Source organism: Rhodohalobacter sp. 8-1 (assembly GCF_038150125.1).
GTDB lineage: Bacteria > Bacteroidota > Rhodothermia > Balneolales > Balneolaceae > SW132.
Genome location: NZ_JBBVMF010000012.1, coordinates 33,539 through 51,123, shown reverse-complemented (window position 1 = coordinate 51,123; position 17,585 = coordinate 33,539). Strand labels below are relative to the sequence as shown.

Sequence of the window (17,585 nt, the reverse complement as noted above, 5' to 3'; positions counted from 1 at the left end):
ATACAGTCAGTGATTAATAATTAGCCATGACATGTGATAGTTTACTCCACAACATTTCCTTTTATCCAGATCATCCAGATGTTGATTGATTGTTGCAATTAACATGGCTTTAAATCAATCAGATTAGCTTTTAATAAACTTTTATATTTTTCAGGGCAATCTTTCTTAGCTATCTCTTGTTTTTTAATCAGTCCGCACTATTTTAAGAGTCTTTCAAATTTCACCACATATCGAAATAAGCATCTATATGAGATCACTATTGAATTTTCTTCTATTACTATTACCTCTAACATTATTGAGTATCAGCATTCAAGCCCAATCGACTGCCTATGGCGAATCTGAAGCGATGCAGGGGTTTGCACGGTCCGTTGATATAATGGACGGAACCATTTTAATTGGTGAACCCTCCAACTATCACCAACCCGGCCTTGTTTACCAGTTCGTCAAAAATGGCGATACATGGGAGCAGTCGGCTACCCTCTCGGCATCTGACGGTGAAATTGGAAACAGTTTCGGTTCTATTTTTTCAACTGATGGAAACATGGTACTGGTTGGAGCATCCGGAACGAATGATAGTCGCGGTGCCGCATATATTTTTGAGATGAGTGACGGTGAATGGACTCAAACTGCAAGGCTGTCGCTGAATGACACATTAGAGACCGATTTCGGTTCCAGTGTTCTTCTTAATGGCGATCATGCTTTTGTTGGTGCTCCCGGCCATGCCAATGGAACCGGAGCCGTGGTTGTTTTTCAGCGATCAGGCGATGACTGGAGCGAAGTAGGCACGCTTGCAAATCCTGATACAACCGGTTCAAACTTTGGATCAGTCCTTGCGATGGAAGACAATCATATGGTAGTAAGCGCTCCTCAGCGTGATGGTGGCGTGTTGCACGTTTATGAAAATGACAGTAACGATTGGAATCACACATCAACACTTCAAAGCAGACAGGCAGATGAGCGTAGTTACTTTGGCGCCACACTCGCTATGATGGACGGGCATATATTTGCCGGTGCTCCCCGACATAGCGCAGCCACCGGAGCAGTGATCATTTTCTCGATGGATGAAGAATCAGGCGAATGGATGGAAAGCAGCCGGCTGATGGCGTTCGATGGGCAATCGCGCTATGCGTTTGGTAGTGCAATTGAGTTTGCCGATGGATCTGTATGGATTGGTGCACCCAATGCCGACAGCGGTGCAGGCGCTGTTTATCAGTTTCAGCGTGATGCGGACGGCAATTGGAGCAGCGCATCTAAAATGAGATCTGACCAGGAAGAAGGCGATCGCTTTGCCGGTACACTTGCCGTTGAAGGAGACCTGGCGGTTGTTGGTCTTACAGGGACGGACTTTGGCGCCGGATCTGCTGCCATCATGGAGCGTGATGCTTCCGGTATGTGGATGACCCAGGAAATTTTGATTGGCGAAGGCGATGATGTCCTTCAGCCGATTACCGGAAACCGTGTAGCCTGTAATGACGGCTCAGCTGATCGATATCTTTGTGAAAACGTAGATCTGATCTCTTTTCTGCCTATCAGTGCCATTGGCGGCGACCGCGGTGTTCGGCTTAATGACATGTGGGGATGGACGGATCCGGAAACGGACAAAAATTACGCTCTTATCGGCCGGAATGAAGGAACATCATTCGTAGACGTTACAGATCCTCTCAACCCAATTTATATCGGAAACCTCCCGCTTACCGCAACAGGTCAGCCAAGCAGCTGGCGCGACATGAAAGTATATCAGAACTACGTATATATTGTTGCTGATAACTCGCGCGAGCACGGTATGCAGGTCCTTGACCTGACCCAGCTTCGGGAATTCGATGGCGAGCCTATTCTATTTGAAGAGACCAATATCTACACCAATGTAAATAGTGTTCACAACATCGTCATTAACGAAGACACCGGTTATGCATTTGCTGTTGGAAGCAGCGGTGGCGGACAAACTTGCGGTGGCGGCCTGCACATGATCAGCCTCGAAGATCCGGCTAACCCTGAATTTGCAGGCTGTTTTGCGGATCCATCCACGGGCCGAAGCGGTACCGGATACACGCACGATGCACAGTGTGTTATTTATAACGGACCTGATGAAGAACACCAGGGACAAGAAATCTGTCTTGGAGCGAATGAAACAGCCATTAGTATCGCTGATGTAACGGATAAAGAAAATCCCGTTGCACTCTCAACCGCTTCGTATCCGGATCACGCTTACGTTCATCAGGGATGGTTAACCGAAGATCATCGATACTTTTTCCAGAATGATGAGCTGGATGAGCTGACTGGACTTGTAGACCAGACTCGAACCATTATCTGGGATGTCAGTGATCTCGATGATCCGCAATTTGTGGACGAATACTTCGTAGAAAATCCGGCATCCGACCACAACCTGTACATTCTGGGCAACACAATGTATCAGTCTAATTATGTAAGTGGATTGCAGGTAATAGACATTACAAATCCTGAAGAGCCACAGCGTGTTGGTTACTTTGATACGCATCCATTTGTTGAAGATGCAGCCGGATTCTCCGGAACCTGGAGCAACTTCCCTTATTTTGATGATATCGTGCTAATGACCAGCTCCAACGAGGGACTGTTCATCCTTGATGCGAATCGCGACTAAAAATTACTCGCAATAAATTACGGCAGCTTTGAGTTTCTCTGAACGGAGACGGCTTGAAGTTGCCTTTTTTATGTGCGGCAGGAACAAGGTTGCTCCATAATGGGTAATCTTTCAGAGGTAATATGCTTCTATTGATTGCATCTGTTTAATTTGTCATAAATGAGACGTAACTATGAAAACCCGATTCTTTAGCTATTTTCTGTTAGTGCTCCCGGTAATTCTTGCCTTCTCTCTGGCCGCCTCCTCTTTTGCACAGAGTGATGGCCGCTCTCAGCTTATATATGTTTGTAACCAGGGATCAGCCAGCATTACGGTTATTGATGCGAACACTCAATCGATTACGGATACTGTTGACCTGCAGGAGCTTGGTTTTTCCCCGAATGCCAAACCCCACCACGCCGTTGCGGAGTCTGACGGCTCATTTTGGTACGTAACGCTTATTGGTGAAAACAGAGTCTTGAAATTTAACCGCGAAAATGAGCTCGTAGCCCAGGCAGAACTGGAAGTGCCCGGCTTGATGGCGCTTCATCCTCAGGAAGATCTTCTTTATGTCGGCCGGTCGATGAGCGCCGTGAACCCACCACAAAGCTATGGCGTTGTGAATCGCTCCGATATGTCTGTGTCTGATGAAATTGATCTTTTCTTCAATCGTCCGCACGCACTTACCACCACCCCTGACGGACAGTGGTCTTTTGTAGGGAGTCTTTCATCAAATCAGATTCTATCCATCAACACAACCGAAGACGAATCGAGCCTGACAACCGTGGAAGGCAATACGCACGTATTCGTGAATTTCGCTGTGCACCCTAATGGTGATGTAATGGTTGCGACCGGACAGGTATCAGGTCAGCTGCTGGTATTTGATATCAGCGACCCAATGAATCCAGAAGTAACGGATATGATTGAGGTTGGGGCCATGCCATGGCATCCCGTATTCTCTCCGGATGGAAACTATGTCTATTTCGGCAATAAGCAGGATCACTCAGTCTCAGTTGTAAATTTGGAAACCAAGGAAGTTGAAGCCACGATCAAAGGAGACGGTCTTGCCCAGCCACACGGAGCCGTATTGTCGCACGATGGCACATACCTTTTTGTCACCAACAACAATCTGGATGGCACGTATCAGCCGGAAGGTTCAACTGGTGACGATTTTCCGGGAACCGTTGTCGTCATAAATACTGAGACTCTGAAAATCGAGAAAGTCATAGAAGTTGGAAATTATCCTTCAGGCATTGGAACGAGCACACTTTAAACTGTACGTTTTTGACTCTCAAAGTTGAAGAATTAAATCACTTATAAGTTGCTATATGACTTACCGATTTTTACCGCTATGCATTCTATCAATCATCCTTATGGCCGGATGCTCAACTGTACAAAAGACCACCTCAGAATCTTCTGATGGTCTCCAGAAACAGGTGAATCCATTTCCGGTATTTGATGAGAATGGCAACCAGCTTGACTTCCCGTTTCTCGGCGGATTTAATGCTCCCCGGCCTCAGTTTGTCGACATCAATAACGATGGCTATCCGGACCTGTTTGTCCAGGAGAACACCAACGACCTCAAATATTTCGAAAATAACGGATGGGATGCCAGCAACCGGCTCACCTGGAAAACCGACAAATTCCAGGATTTGGATATTGGAGAGTGGTTTCGGTTTGTAGACCTGGATGACGATGGCGATATGGATCTGCTCAGCGAACAGCCCTACAGCTATATTCGCTATTATCGAAATGCGGGATCACCAGAAAATCCGCAGTTTGAGCTTGCGGCTGATACGCTGAGAGACGTCAACGGAGAGCCGATCTTTTCAGATCGCCAGAATATTCCCAACGTCACAGACATTGACAATAACGGGTTCAAGGATCTGTTTATCGGAAGACTCGATGGAACGGTTACACGCTACGAATCTGCCGGATTTGACGATGACATGATCCCTCGGTTTGTATTGATTACGGAGCGTTTTGAAGACATCGAGATCGTAAAACAGTTTGGCACCCTCCACGGAGCCAATACCATGGCGTTTATGGATATCGATTCGGATGGAGACCAGGACATTTTCTGGGGCGATTTTTTTGAACCCAGCATCTTGCTGCTCGAAAATCGCGGAACACCATCAGATCCGGACTTTCGTGGTGAACCTCAGCCATTCCCTTCTAATAATCCTGTTCAAACCAGCGGATACAATGCGCCAACCCTGACGCCCTGGGGAGCTGATGGTGATATCGCTCTTTTCCTGGGTGTGCTCGGTGGTGCTTACAATGCCAATCAGACACTTGCCGAAAACTTCTATTTTTATGATCAGACCAGCAGCGGCAACTTTTCGCTTCAAACTCAGCAATTTCTAACCACACTTGATGTGGGTAATGAAAGTATTGCAACAACCGGCGACCTGACCGGCAACGGTAAAAAGGATCTGCTCCTGGCCAATAAAATCGATCCCGGTGAGCGTAATTCGTCGCTGGTCTATATTTATGAAAATCGCGGTACAGCAGACTCGCCTGAATTTTATCAATCCGGTACACTAGATCTGCCTGACGCCTATCACTATGCACCCGCAATGGCCGACCTGAACGGCGATGGACTTGACGATCTGTTGCTCGGACGGTGGCGCGGTGGTGTGGCTTACTATCAAAACACTGGAGATGGTTTTGAAGAAATAAATGAGACATTGCTTGAACTTCCGCGAGGAAGCAACGCTGCGCCTTCCATGGCAGACCTTGATGACGATGGCGATTATGACCTTATTCTTGGATCATCAGGTGGCCGGGTCCATTACTATAGAAATGAAGGCACTGCTTCAGAACCGGATTTTCAGCTTCTGGAAGATGCACTTTCCGGTGTAGAAGTTCAGCACAGAAGCGTTCCTGCGCTGTATGATATCGATAATGATGGCGACCTCGATCTTTTCCTCGGCTCCAAAGTTGACGGCATCGTCTACTTCGAAAACACCGGGACAGCCAGCAAACCTGAATTTGAAAAAGCTGAGTTGCCTGTGGCGCTTCAGTCAGGGCAATTTTCAGCTCCTCATATTACAGATTTAAATAACGATGTTAAGCCTGAATTTTTGATAGGTAATCGAGAGGGTGGAGTTTTATTCTTTTCATTTCAATAATGAAGATCAACCCAATTTTTTAAAGTAGTATTCAGTTCAATGGGTACCGACAGAACTATGTTCTTTTAAAATAATGTTCCACAGGAAAGTTTGTGGGCACATAGAATAATCCAATACACAGTTTCATTAGACAAGATCAGTTATTCAGAAGGTTACCCGGTTATTTGATAGAGCAAAATATGTTGCATTTACAGATTCTTCACAAAACGGAAAACCACCGTTTTATTCAGAATGACAATGATTAGGCTGGGGTTTCAGGCGGCGTGATGACAAGGCGATATTGTAAAACGACGACTTTACACACGCCGCCCCCGTACTTACCAACGAGCGTGTCATCCTGATCGAGCCATTGTAGTTGATGGCGAAGAGAAGGATCTACAAAAGCAACGACCCATAATTTTAGAAAATTTTGAACATGTTCTAAGCAATTATTCATATAGTTTACCATTAACCCACTTACTTTCCTGTAGAGCCATAAATAATTTATCTGCACTGGATTTGTCATTTCAAGTGATGTTTACTTACTTCTGATTATCAGAGATAAGAACAAGAGGTAGTACACTATAAACAAAAAAGGTGAATATCATGAGTGAAAAGAATTTATTTAATGGGAATGAAGATGAGAACGAGCCTGAGATTTGGGATGAGCACCGCTGGGAAGAGTTTTTCAAGGAATCAGACAGACGAACGGATAAGTATTCTCAGTTGCTTGATAAGTACATGGATCATCCCGATCGCGACAGAATAATTGCTGAAGAGATGGGCTGGACTCACCTGCTTGATGAGATGGATGACGAACATGAGGAGTGGATGGACGACCTTTATCATCGATGAGTATGAAGAGAGTGAAGAATGGAAACGCAACACCGACTACGAGCCTTCAGAAATTGACAGTTTTGAGAATTTACCCATCTATCAAAAAGCGTTTGAGTTTACGATCGATTCTATGAATATGGTTGATGAACACCTCGCAGATTCAGAAGACGAATCAGTCAATACCTTTTGCCGGTCTATTACGATTCCTGCGGCCAAAATTGCAGGTGGATTCGGGTTTGGTTTTGAGCTTGACAGCCTTGGCGGAAACATCGCCAACTGCAAGCGCGGACTTAATGCAGCTAACAAAATGCTGGACGCTCTTCATGAGATCGGCAAAAAAGAACTGCTTGGAAGAGACATTTATTTTGAATTTCACGGCCGTGCCAAAGAGGTTCGCGATGAGCTGGCAATCTATATTATAGATTTACGGGAGCGATTTCGGCGGGATATTTTGTAATTTAACGTAAAATTGTTGCAAAATTATTGAATATGGCAACTTCCGATACTGTGCTGCAGATTCACTCCCACTGCCTCGCCTGCTGCTTTCGCTGCATCTCTCCAGAATCTATCATCTCCTGCAGGCGTTCATTTCGATTCAGAGATTTACTGGTCAGGTGCCAGCCTCCACAAAATTCACACTTGTAAACATTTTGCGGGCCCTGATCCGGCGGAAAGTTTCGATGGATATGAATATCAATCAGAGCCGTTTCAGCAAGGAATTTTGTGGTGAATACATTTTTACCCGTTGGACAATCCATAAGCAAAAAATTAAAGTAGAAGTAGTCTTGAATCTGGTTTATCGTTACTGTCTTTTTTACACAACCCGGATCAAAACATCTGTTTGAGGTAAAAGATGCCCAAAGGAGGCCGGGTCTACCTTATGAGATTTCAATAATTCCTCAACCTCATCGGCCGATTCCTCTTCAACAGCTATCAGAAGGCCACCGCTGGTTTGAGGATCGCAGAGTATTAATTTATCTGATTCGTTTTTTAGTCTGACTCCACTACCGTAACTATCCCAGTTTCGATGAGTGCCGCCAGGGATACAGTTTTGAGTGATGTAGTGAGTTACATTCTCAAACACTGGCATGTTATCCAGCACAATCTCAGCAGATAGCCCGCTTCCTTCGCACATTTCAGTCAAATGACCCATTAGCCCAAACCCGGTCACATCAGTCATCGCTTTTATACCGTCAATCGATGCCAGTTCGGTTCCGATACGGTTCAAAATCGTCATGGAGTCAGGAGCAATGGTGGCGTGCTCATCCAGTAGTTTACCCTGTTTTTGGGCGGTGGAAAAAATCCCCACACCCAGTGGTTTTGTTAAATAGAGCCGGCATCCGGCAGTTGCCGTATCATTCCGTTTCAGCTTTTTCAGCGGCACACGGCCCGTAACCGCCAGTCCGAAGATAGGCTCAGGACTGTCGATACTGTGTCCCCCTGCCAGCGAAATACCAGCCTCGGTGCAGGTAGCTCTGGCACCTTCAAGCACCTCACTGGCAACCTCCGGCGGCAGCTTATCAATCGGCCAGCCCAGTATAGCAATTGCCAGCATGGGATTACCGCCCATCGCGTACACATCGCTGATGGCATTCGTAGCCGCAATTTTACCAAACGTGAACGGATCATCTACTATGGGCATGAAGAAATCAGTGGTGCTGATGATCGCTGTGCCGTCACCCAAATCATAGACGGCCGCATCATCCCTGCTCCTGTTTCCAACAAGAAGACGCTTATCATCTGTATCAGGTTGTGCGGTCACCAGCATTTTTGATAAAATGGCCGGGGATATTTTGCACCCGCAGCCTGCACCGTGGCTATACTGAGTTAGTTTCACATCATTCATTGTTGTCTGGCTATGTTTAAAATAGTTAGTGCATTTTGTTTGTGATCAACAGTCGGAAGAGACGTGCGATTTACATCAATATTGTCGCGCCTTTCCATGCTCTTCAGGTAGAATTTATCGTAGTAAGCCAGCGTGATTAAGGCCGTTTTGTAATAGTTTCCATTTTCTAAATAGTCGATCGCATTTTTTTCCCGCAGCCCGCCCAGCCGTCTCGAAATGCGATGAATGGATCCGGCCAGTTTTTTACTATCGCACTTGGCATATTCCGTCACTAAATGCTTTGCCCTCTCCTCTTTTGGAATATCCATAAAGTAAAGCCTCGCCTGACGCATCTGGTTGTAAAACGGCATCGGAATTTTAACTGACCCGATGTTATGGCTTTCATCTTCAACCCAGATTGGTTTTCCCCTGTCGAGTTTTGAGATCTCGTGATAGAGATTGTTTTCAAATTGTTCAACAGTAGGCTGTGCACCCTGGCCAATACCACCAAAGGCTGACCCTTTGTGATTGGCAAGTCCTTCGAGATCCACAATCTGTTCCCCCAAATTCTCCAATTCATGTAGCATATATGTTTTGCCGCTGCCGGTATATCCGCCGAGAACATTTAGAGTAAAAGGCCGCCCAAGTTCATCCAGTACATGATTCCGGTACGCTTTGTAGCCACCGGTTATAGTACGTACTCGTTCAAACCCGTAATCTGACAGATGCTCTGCAAACGCCTTGCTCCTCATTCCCCCGCGCCAGCAGTGAACCGTCACTTTGCCGTCAGGAGACGCATTTCCGGACCGGCTGAGAAATGATTCAAGTTTTGGCTTTACATATTTATAGCCCAGCTGGGTTGCCTCTTCCCGAGACTTCTGTTTATAAATGGTTCCAACATGTGCCCGCTCCTTGTCTGAAAAAAGTGGGATATTAACAGCGCCGGGAATATGTCCGCTTTCAAACTCGCCCGGAGATCGGACATCGATGATAGGCTTTTGAATCTCTAAAGCTTCTTTGATGGATACTTCTACACTCATATCAGAAACTACGCCTTTTTATGGAGTTTTAAATGTTTGATATCAACATTACTAACACCTTCACTAAACACTATAACACGGCAGAATCATTCTGATGAGATTCCGGGCTCCATATTTTTTTATCGTCCTTCAAAATTTTCACATACATTAGGAACTGTTGAAATGCTCTAAAGAGAAGAAAAAAACACAGGTTCTATGAGTCAGAAAAAATATGTCTATGTAGTATCGCTTGTTGTGGCACTCGGTGGTTTTTTGATGGGGTTTGACGCATCCGTCATTTCGGGAGTGAATCGATTTATAGAACTTGAATTTGAGCTTACTAAAATTCAGCTGGGCTGGGCCGTTGCGTCACTTACCCTTAGCGCCACACTTGCTATGATGGTTTCCGGACCTCTCAGCGATCGTATCAGCCGAAAACGGGTGCTTACGCTTGCAGCGATTCTCTATTCGATATCTGCAATCGGGTCCGCTATTGCTCCATCATTTTGGTTTTTAGTTGTGGCTCGCATGATTGGCGGTTTAGGTGTTGGAGCTTCATTGATTGTCGCCCCGATGTACATCGCAGAAATTGCCCCAACTAAAATCAGGGGAAGCCTGGTATCCATCAACCAGCTTAATATTGTACTGGGCATCTCGGTCGCATTTTTCACCAACTATATGATACTTCAGCTGGGACAATCGGATATGGAGTGGGCCCAGGCACTTCAGTTCGACACCTACAATTGGCGCTGGATGCTCGGATTAGAAGCTCTTCCCGCAGTCGTCTACTTTATCGGGCTATTCTTTGTACCCAACAGTCCTCGATGGTTGATGATGAAGGAAAGAGATGACGAGGCCATGGACGTTTTCACCAAGGTAAACGGCAGAAAAAAGGCTGGCGACGTTTATAAGCTTGTGAAAGAAAGTTTTGAAAAAGAGAAAGATCAGGAAAAACGTAAGCTGCGGGATCTATTCAAGCCAGCTCTCAAGCTGGTGCTTTTAGTCGGTGTTGTGATTGGAGTTTTGCAACAGATCACCGGAATAAACGCCGTCTTTTTCTATGCTCCCATTATCTTCGAACAGACCGGCATTGGTACTGACGCCTCTTTTGTTCAGGCAATATTAGTTGGACTTACCAATCTTGTATTTACCGTGCTCGCGATCCTTTTTATCGATAGATTGGGCCGCAAACCATTGTTGATAGGCGGTGTGGGAGGAATAGCGCTCTGCATGCTGGTTCTATCATTTGCATTTAGCAGTGCAACGTATTCACTGCAACAAGAAACTATGACTGAGCTTCCTGCAGAAATCAATCAGCAGCAGCTAAGCCCGATGGTCGGCGTTGTGTACGATAATGACCTGTCATTCAAACAGGCACTCTCGGAAAATTTGGGAGAGGGTGTAGCTGCAGCATATGAATCTCAGTTAATAACGGCAGCAGCTGATATTAACGCAACGCTTATTTTGATCTGTATCCTTGGATTTGTCGCATCATTTGCTATCTCACTTGGCCCCATCATGTGGGTCCTTTTCTCTGAGATCTTCCCGAACTATATTCGCGGGCTAGCAATCTCATTTGTGGGACTCATCAATTCGGCCGTCAGCTTTGGAGTGCAGCTTGTGTTTCCATGGGAGCTTGCCAATTTTGGGAGTTCAATCACATTCCTGATTTATGGCCTGTTTGCGGTAGCCGGTTTGATCTTCATTATCACAGTAGTCCCGGAAACAAAAGGGAAATCACTTGAGGAACTCGAGATTTACCTGGCAAAATAATTTATTCCTGTTATGGGTGAAACTACAGATATAGACGATCAAATTTCAGGGCTTATTGCTGTTTTTTCTCTTTGACTGTCTCATAATATCTGACAAGCAAACGAACGCCTAACCTGGCAAACAGGATAATGGTGATCACGGTAACTATGCCCAGTACTTCCCTCTATATAAATACGATTATATTAAATTCGACAATAATCGAAATTCGATAGTAGATAGCCTTGAGAAATTTAGGCGGTTTTTATTTGATCCATCTACTTTTGACTTTTACCATCTACTAAGCAAAACAGAGACGCTGACAGGACCTGCAGACGCTGTCATGTACAACTCATGTCTATCTGCTATTATTCTTCTACCATCTGCCACTACTTCCGATATTTATCAAACCAAGCCAGTACATGATTCACTTTTGTGATTAGCTGACTTGGCCGGCTGGCTATAAAATGGCTTGCTCCCGGTATCTCGACCAGGGCTGTATCAATCTGCCTGATTTTCAGCGCGCCATACAGCTGCTTGGCTTCTGACAGCGGTGTACGAAGATCCTCAGTTCCAACCATCACAAGCGTGGGCGTTTCTATATTTCCCACCAACGATACCGGTGAATATTCCCAGTAGGTTTCAAACTCTTCCCAAGGCTGACCGGGATAGCGATATTCAGCATATCCATAGTAGTTATCAGCTACGAGGGTTTTGCTAATCCAGTTCATAACCGGCTTCACAACCGCCGCAGACTCAAACCGATTGTTCTTGCCTATAATCCACGCGGTCATAATTCCTCCCGCACTTCCACCAGTCACGTAAAGACTGTCTTCAGTCGTAATATCTTTCTCAATTAACAAATCCACGCCATCCATAATATCCTGGTAATCATCGCCCGGATAGTCATGATAGAGCAGGTTGCCAAACTCTTCTCCATAGCTGGTGCTCCCCCTCATATTTGGATAAAAGACAACATAACCCTCACTTGCATAGAGCTGTACCTCGGGTGAAAATCGAGGGCCATAATTAGAGATGGGGCCTCCGTGAATTTCAACGAGCAATGGGTAGGTTCGCTCTTCGTCGTAATCTGGTGGATATACCAGCCATCCCTGGAGATCAATGTTATCTACAGATGAGGTATACCGAATATCTTCTACCTGCCCGAGCATGCGATTATCCAGAAGGCCGGCATTTAGATTTGTGATCTGACGAACATTTCCATTCTCAGATAGCACACCGAGCTCTGCGGGATGCTCGGGACTGGTCAGGTTCATTGCCAGCACTCCGTTATCTGATGCAGAGTATGACCCGCCGCCATATGGCCGGCCTATTGCCGTACCACCCAAATTTTCAGCAAGCTGTGTGATGTTTCCTCTCAGATCAGTTTCGGCAACTTTGGTAACTCCTTCATCATCATACATGAAATAGAGTCCGCTGCCGTCAGCTTTCCAGCTCAACATCTCAGGGCTGCGATCCAGGTTGGTTTCAACCATTCGTTTATCAGATCCATCAGCATTCATCAGGTAGATATGATTGATCTGGTAGGTTTGAATACGGTCATTGAATCCCAAATAAGCGATTGTCTCTCCATCTGGCGAGACGACCACCCCACTATCCGGGCCAAATCTATCCGTCAGCGCCGTTATGGTGCGACTTTCCAGGTCAACAGAGTAGATCTCTGAGTTACGATAGCCGCTCGCCTGATCGTGATCCTCATTTCTATTTGCTGAAAAATAGATTCGATCACCTTCAGGAGCCCATACCGGAGTACCGTGATTAAAATCTCCCGAGGTAACTTGCTGAACGGCGCCACCATCAGCGGAAACGGTAAAAATGTGGCGGTATCCCGGAGAGATATATCCTGATCCATCCTGCTCATAGTTCAATCGTGTCGTAACTCTCGGTGAAGGAGCCCATTCTGCCCCGTCAGGTTTTTCCGGCCCTGTAACAAGTACAGGGTTGCTCTCTTCCACTTTCATTGTGAACGCCAATTGGCTGCCATCCGGTGACCAGGCCATGCCTCCGGGCCCGTTCTCAAGCTGAGTTACGCGAGCAGTGACGCCACTCTCCAACCAGTGGATAAATATTTCACTGCCGTGTTCTTCGTCTGAACTGCTGAACGCGAGGCGATCGCCGTCCGGAGACCAAATGGCATTTCCTTCTCCCTCACTTCTGCTGGTTAGCTTGCGGTGTCCGCTGCCATCACTGTTGATTATCCAAAGTGACGATGTCCGGGAGTCGGTCATGATATCAAACCCTCTCCTTGAATAAACAATATGATCTCCATCAGGAGAAATCTGTGGATCCTCCACCCACTGCAGATCAAACACATCAAGTGCGCTGAATGCGGGTTTATCCTGTGCAGATGTCAGAAAAGGTAGTGAAATAAGAATGAGAGCAATTGTCCAGAAAAGGAGAAAAGGTTGTTTCAAATAATTCATGGTTATTTCGGTAATGAAATCTGTCAGTGAGAATTTTCAGCTTTTGTTGAGTAGATCACAAACTCGAAGCAATATAGCCCGATTTTTCTATTATGCGGAAAAATTTACACAGGTTGTTTTATGATAAACTCTTCTAATTCCAATGGTTCTTTATTATTATCAACTAAGGAAATATTAGGAATTGATGTAGGCGGATCGGGAATTAAAGGAGCTGTAGTAGATACCCAAAAAGGCAAACTGATAACCGAACGATACCGAATCCCCACTCCTAAGCCGGCCACTCCTGCAACAATGATCAAAACCATTGAAGCCGTTATTAACCATTTTGACTGGAAAGCAGCTGTTGGATGCGGTTTTCCGGCTGCGGTTAAGAATGAAATTGTAAAGACAGCTTCGAATATCGACAACTCCTGGATTGGTGTAAATGCGTCTGAACAGATAGAAAAAGAAACAGGCTGCCCTACCCATCTTGTAAATGATGTAGATGCTGCCGGTTGTGCGGAGGTTACATTTGGAGCGGGAAAGAATCGATACGGCACGATCGTCATGGCCGCATTCGGCACAGGAATTGGAACCGCTCTGTTTCATAACCAGCATTTAGTACCGAACACGGAATTGGGTCATATCCCTCTTCACAATATGCCGGCCGAGGATTACGCGGCAAATTCTATTCGCAAAAAACAAGATTTGAGCTGGGAAGAGTGGGGCGGCCGTGTGAATGAATACCTTCAGGTTATTGAACTCCTCCTCTGGCCTGATTCGATCATTATTGGCGGCGGGGTCAGTAAAAAATTTAGTAAGTTCAAACCCTATCTTAACCTTGATACAGACGTAATTCCTGCCAAAAACCGAAACCACGCGGGTATTATCGGGGCTGCGCTTGCTGCTTCATCTAAGCATAGTTCGTAGTAAAGAAATCTTATTTTTGATGCATGCTCTATTTTCAAGTTTCATTTGGGCGGTTTGCTGGATGTTTTTAAGTAGTGAGTCGTGAGACGGGAGACCTGAAAAGTAAAATATCACTTCTCAACTAATTGGAGAAGCTCGAAGCGAAAATTGATCGTTATTTTTTTAGCTCAAACCCTTTCCCGATAACGAACAACCAATACACGAATTAACCAAACAACCAATAACCACCTCGCAACGCGAGGCCCCTGTTCCATCAGCTTTTGCGAATGAGCACTACCCAGTCTTTTTTATTCTCTGTTGGAGGGAGACCGAGGTTTTGCATACTTCCTCCCTGGATCCGTTCTACCGAACCGGTTCGCAGTGTACCTCCCTTTAAAGGGTCGTACCAAAAAATATCGAAGTCGCCGGTCGCCTTACTCAAGTCTACGGTTGTTTCGGAATAGTTTGGGATATACGCCGCATAGATCTCATTGTGTTTAGCCAAACAAAAACTTTTGGTTTTATTTATTAATCCATGATTGGGTTCCATTTCCCAATAGTTGAGATGCTCCTCAAAAAACAGTTTTGCATGATTGGTTATCTCCCATAATTGGTCACGTTGTCTCCAATCTTCGGATGTCAGATCGTTATGCGGGCTGTTGGCTCCAAAGTACCACTCCACACCTGCAGCCCCCGATAATAATGTTCCCCACAGCACTAAATGAGTAAGGCTGGGATGGTTGGGATCGGCCGCGTCTACTTTGGCACCTGTATGCCACATCCCGATTTCATCCATCGTTACAAGCCATTCATGTCCGGCATCAATTGACTTTTCCTTAAGATTTTGCACTACCTCCGCAGCACTCTCGCGCTCGTAATGCTGAAGCGAAATGCCATCCAGGTAGGGAAAACCAAGCAAAGGGGCTAAGACCGGTGCCCGCAAATCTTCGTTCGGCAGTGTGTGGATGACAACCGGATGATTATACGGGTCATTCTCTTTAAAAAATCTGGCTGCTGCTTTTCTTTGAGCATCGGTTTGCGCTCCGGTTTCAACCCAGGGAGCAGGCCCATTTTCTTCTCCTAAATTCCAGACCAAAGCATTGTGATGCCCAAACCGGGCGATCAGTTCCTGAAAGTACAACTTCCTCAAAGGACCCATATCGCCACCATCCAGCATGGTTTCGTTCTCGGTCTCCTGCAATACAATATGCAGCATAATTCCTTTCGATTGCATATGCTGAAACAGAATTTCCCATTGTGCCAATTTACTCACATCAAACCGGGAAAAATCATCGGTGCTTCGGTACATCCATACATCCTTTCCATCACCTTTTATATTCAGCGTAAGAAAGTAAACCACATTCATTCCTTTTGAAGCCAGGTAGTTGGTCGCGCCAATAATTGCCTTTCCTTTTCCATTTTGCCACGTCGGGTCGCCGGGATTCCAATCCTGTACATGGGGTTCATAACGATGGATTTCTCCTGTTGTCTGGGCTTCACCCTCTTTGTTTAGAGCTTCCATCCGGTAGGTATTGTCGAAGTCCTCATAAGCCAGAAAGTTTTCCGGACTATCAGCTCCGGCCTTCAAAAAATAGTTATCGGAATTTTCAAATTTGAAGAATCCGTTTTCTGCAATAATTCTTCCCTGAGCCCTGAAATCCGGGGATGGTTCCTGAGAAGGGATAACTTTAAATGTACCTTTGCTGTTTGAAAGTGCGATTTGCTCAGCTGATTCAATATTTTGTGATATGGCTATGCTGTCACCTCTAAAGAGTGAGGCATTATACGTCCATTCGCCAATTTGGTCAGGATTGAAACTAACCTGCCAAACTGAACCTGAATCCGCACTGGTTTCGGCGGCGTTACCATCGGCGGCGTAAAAACCGCGAATTACTTTTGTCATCTCTTCGTGCTCAAATTCAACCAGCAGTAAATACTGCATAAAGGGGTTTTCAGAACTATCTTCTGAGGTTGCAGGACCTTCAAATGAAATGGTATAAGGATGCCATTGCTGAATCTGTGAGACAGAGGATTGCCTGACATTACAACTCAGCAAGAAGATAGCTAAGACAACAAAAAGGCTTATTTTTTTAATCTCCATATAATAAAGGAACAGTATTTTAATATGTTTTGCCTTTTAATGAAATCAAATTCCTTTCAAAATGAAAAACTATTTTCTCTTTTATTGCTTCTTGCCAGCACAAACTTCAGTATTTCAACCCGGTTCAGATTGCGATGAAGTGATTTTAGTTGAACCTGACAAAGTGGTAATCGTGGGAGCCGAATTTTAACTCTTTCGGAGGGTTGGGAACTTCAGGACGAAGTAAAGTAATATTCCGGTGATGGCAATTTAAGTATGAGCCCTGAGTCTTGTGATACTTGAAAAAGCGTGTCGCCAATATACAATAGTCAATGGTAGATGGATCTTAATTTGAAAAGTTTATCGACTATTAACCTTCTACCATCAACTAATAAGCTCCGTCACCATCAATATATTTCTGGATATGGTGCTCCGGGGCTTCCAGCGTTTTCCGAAGCAGTTTGCGTGTCTTATCAAGATCTGTTTCCAGCTGATCCACTCTCTCCTCCAGTGTATCAGCCCTGGACTTTTGTTCATCCAGTTCGTTCTCCTGCATCAACTCCCAGAATATACCCATACCGTTTTCTCCTGTTTTTTTAGAAACCTAAGCAGGTTTGAATGCCGCGATTCGCTAAACTCCTACTTACTCAACTGATTAGTAATACAGCTTATTTGATCTCTTTAGCAACTTTTCAGGCCATTACTCGCTAGATTCTACCGGTTTGTGAATATTGATAGTCGCAACGAGATGCCTTGTATCAGTTACCTGCACTACCCATACCCTTATCCATATAGCCAGTCACAAGATTGGCCATCGCCTGCACGCCTAATTTCATGCTGCTTTCATCAATATAGAAATCGGGTGTGTGGTGACCTGCAGCTTTTCTCCAAAGGGCCTTTCCACCTAAAAAGAAATAGAGGCGGCACTGTTTACTGTCACAATCAGCTTGCAGAAAAGCGGCGTCCTGAGCAATCCCTAAAGTGGCAAAATAATGTGCTGGTTTCTCTGAAGCAGGTTCAAATTCTGTTTCGAA

At 45.3% G+C, this 17,585-nt stretch carries 13 protein-coding genes; 7 read left to right on the top strand and 6 right to left on the bottom strand.

Annotated elements, in window-relative coordinates; genetic code table 11:
- Positions 1-247: 247 nt before the first annotated feature.
- The 5 genes from AABW11_RS12950 to AABW11_RS12930 all read left to right on the top strand — a co-directional run bounded on the left by AABW11_RS12950 (position 248) and on the right by AABW11_RS12930 (position 7,003).
- Entirely contained in the window at positions 248-2,617 is a 2,370-nt protein-coding gene (locus AABW11_RS12950) for a choice-of-anchor B family protein (RefSeq protein ID WP_340105534.1), read from the top strand.
- Between the two features lie 172 nt (positions 2,618-2,789).
- On the top strand, positions 2,790-3,869 hold the full coding sequence (locus AABW11_RS12945; RefSeq protein ID WP_340105533.1) for a YncE family protein: 1,080 nt from the start codon (positions 2,790-2,792) through the stop codon (positions 3,867-3,869).
- A gap of 55 nt (positions 3,870-3,924) precedes the next feature.
- The gene (locus AABW11_RS12940) at positions 3,925-5,730 is read left to right on the top strand and encodes an FG-GAP repeat domain-containing protein (RefSeq protein WP_340105532.1); all 1,806 of its coding nucleotides are present in this window, start codon (positions 3,925-3,927) and stop codon (positions 5,728-5,730) included.
- 585 nt (positions 5,731-6,315) lie between these two features.
- Complete coding sequence (locus AABW11_RS12935; protein ID WP_340105531.1) at positions 6,316-6,564, top strand: hypothetical protein; 249 nt, start codon at positions 6,316-6,318, stop codon at positions 6,562-6,564.
- Positions 6,512-7,003 carry a hypothetical protein gene (locus tag AABW11_RS12930; RefSeq protein ID WP_340105530.1) on the top strand — a complete coding sequence of 164 codons (492 nt, stop codon included), beginning with the start codon at positions 6,512-6,514 and terminating at the stop codon, positions 7,001-7,003. Before AABW11_RS12935 ends, AABW11_RS12930 begins: the two co-directional genes overlap by 53 nt.
- A 61-nt stretch (positions 7,004-7,064) precedes the next feature.
- Here the strand turns inward: AABW11_RS12930 and AABW11_RS12925 are convergent, their stop codons facing one another.
- From AABW11_RS12925 to mnmH, 3 genes are read right to left on the bottom strand one after another with little or no spacing between them, the layout of a single operon-like run.
- Entirely contained in the window at positions 7,065-7,304 is a 240-nt protein-coding gene (locus tag AABW11_RS12925; RefSeq protein WP_340105529.1) for a hypothetical protein, read from the bottom strand.
- 56 nt (positions 7,305-7,360) lie between these two features.
- Positions 7,361-8,392 (bottom strand): selenide, water dikinase SelD, encoded by a 1,032-nt coding sequence (gene selD / locus AABW11_RS12920; protein WP_340105528.1) that lies wholly within the window; start codon positions 8,390-8,392, stop codon positions 7,361-7,363.
- Positions 8,389-9,411, bottom strand: coding sequence for a tRNA 2-selenouridine(34) synthase MnmH (gene mnmH, locus AABW11_RS12915; RefSeq protein WP_340105527.1), 1,023 nt, complete (start codon positions 9,409-9,411; stop codon positions 8,389-8,391). Before mnmH ends, selD begins: the two co-directional genes overlap by 4 nt.
- Before the next feature lie 195 nt (positions 9,412-9,606).
- Between mnmH and AABW11_RS12910 the strand changes: the two genes are divergently transcribed.
- The gene (locus tag AABW11_RS12910; protein WP_340105526.1) at positions 9,607-11,163 is read left to right on the top strand and encodes a sugar porter family MFS transporter; all 1,557 of its coding nucleotides are present in this window, start codon (positions 9,607-9,609) and stop codon (positions 11,161-11,163) included.
- A 365-nt stretch (positions 11,164-11,528) separates the two neighbouring features.
- Here AABW11_RS12910 and AABW11_RS12905 read toward each other — a convergent pair whose 3' ends face one another.
- Entirely contained in the window at positions 11,529-13,583 is a 2,055-nt protein-coding gene (locus AABW11_RS12905) for a prolyl oligopeptidase family serine peptidase (protein WP_445263774.1), read from the bottom strand.
- A gap of 120 nt (positions 13,584-13,703) precedes the next feature.
- Here AABW11_RS12905 and ppgK point away from each other — a divergent pair, with 120 nt between their 5' ends.
- Positions 13,704-14,492: a polyphosphate--glucose phosphotransferase gene (ppgK, locus tag AABW11_RS12900; RefSeq protein WP_340105524.1), complete on the top strand. Its 789-nt coding sequence runs from the start codon at positions 13,704-13,706 to the stop codon at positions 14,490-14,492.
- Between the two features lie 253 nt (positions 14,493-14,745).
- Here the strand turns inward: ppgK and AABW11_RS12895 are convergent, their stop codons facing one another.
- Positions 14,746-16,572 (bottom strand): DUF5060 domain-containing protein, encoded by a 1,827-nt coding sequence (locus AABW11_RS12895; protein WP_340105523.1) that lies wholly within the window; start codon positions 16,570-16,572, stop codon positions 14,746-14,748.
- Between the two features lie 367 nt (positions 16,573-16,939).
- Positions 16,940-17,128, bottom strand: coding sequence for a hypothetical protein (locus AABW11_RS12890; protein WP_340105522.1), 189 nt, complete (start codon positions 17,126-17,128; stop codon positions 16,940-16,942).
- Positions 17,129-17,585: the final 457 nt, after the last annotated feature.

Excerpts from the sequence above, each read along its gene's own strand:
- AABW11_RS12950 (WP_340105534.1), top strand. The coding sequence starts at position 248 with ATGAGATCACTATTGAATTTTCTTCTATTACTATTACCTCTAACATTA.
- AABW11_RS12945 (WP_340105533.1), top strand. The coding sequence starts at position 2,790 with ATGAAAACCCGATTCTTTAGCTATTTTCTGTTAGTGCTCCCGGTAATT.
- AABW11_RS12940 (WP_340105532.1), top strand. The coding sequence starts at position 3,925 with ATGACTTACCGATTTTTACCGCTATGCATTCTATCAATCATCCTTATG.
- ppgK (WP_340105524.1), top strand. The coding sequence starts at position 13,704 with ATGATAAACTCTTCTAATTCCAATGGTTCTTTATTATTATCAACTAAG.
- AABW11_RS12895 (WP_340105523.1), bottom strand. The coding sequence starts at position 16,572 with ATGGAGATTAAAAAAATAAGCCTTTTTGTTGTCTTAGCTATCTTCTTG.
- AABW11_RS12930 (WP_340105530.1), top strand. The coding sequence starts at position 6,512 with ATGAGATGGATGACGAACATGAGGAGTGGATGGACGACCTTTATCATC.
- AABW11_RS12905 (WP_445263774.1), bottom strand. The coding sequence starts at position 13,583 with ATGAATTATTTGAAACAACCTTTTCTCCTTTTCTGGACAATTGCTCTC.
- selD (WP_340105528.1), bottom strand. The coding sequence starts at position 8,392 with ATGAATGATGTGAAACTAACTCAGTATAGCCACGGTGCAGGCTGCGGG.
- AABW11_RS12890 (WP_340105522.1), bottom strand. The coding sequence starts at position 17,128 with ATGGGTATATTCTGGGAGTTGATGCAGGAGAACGAACTGGATGAACAA.
- AABW11_RS12935 (WP_340105531.1), top strand. The coding sequence starts at position 6,316 with ATGAGTGAAAAGAATTTATTTAATGGGAATGAAGATGAGAACGAGCCT.
- mnmH (WP_340105527.1), bottom strand. The coding sequence starts at position 9,411 with ATGAGTGTAGAAGTATCCATCAAAGAAGCTTTAGAGATTCAAAAGCCT.
- AABW11_RS12910 (WP_340105526.1), top strand. The coding sequence starts at position 9,607 with ATGAGTCAGAAAAAATATGTCTATGTAGTATCGCTTGTTGTGGCACTC.
- AABW11_RS12925 (WP_340105529.1), bottom strand. The coding sequence starts at position 7,304 with ATGGATTGTCCAACGGGTAAAAATGTATTCACCACAAAATTCCTTGCT.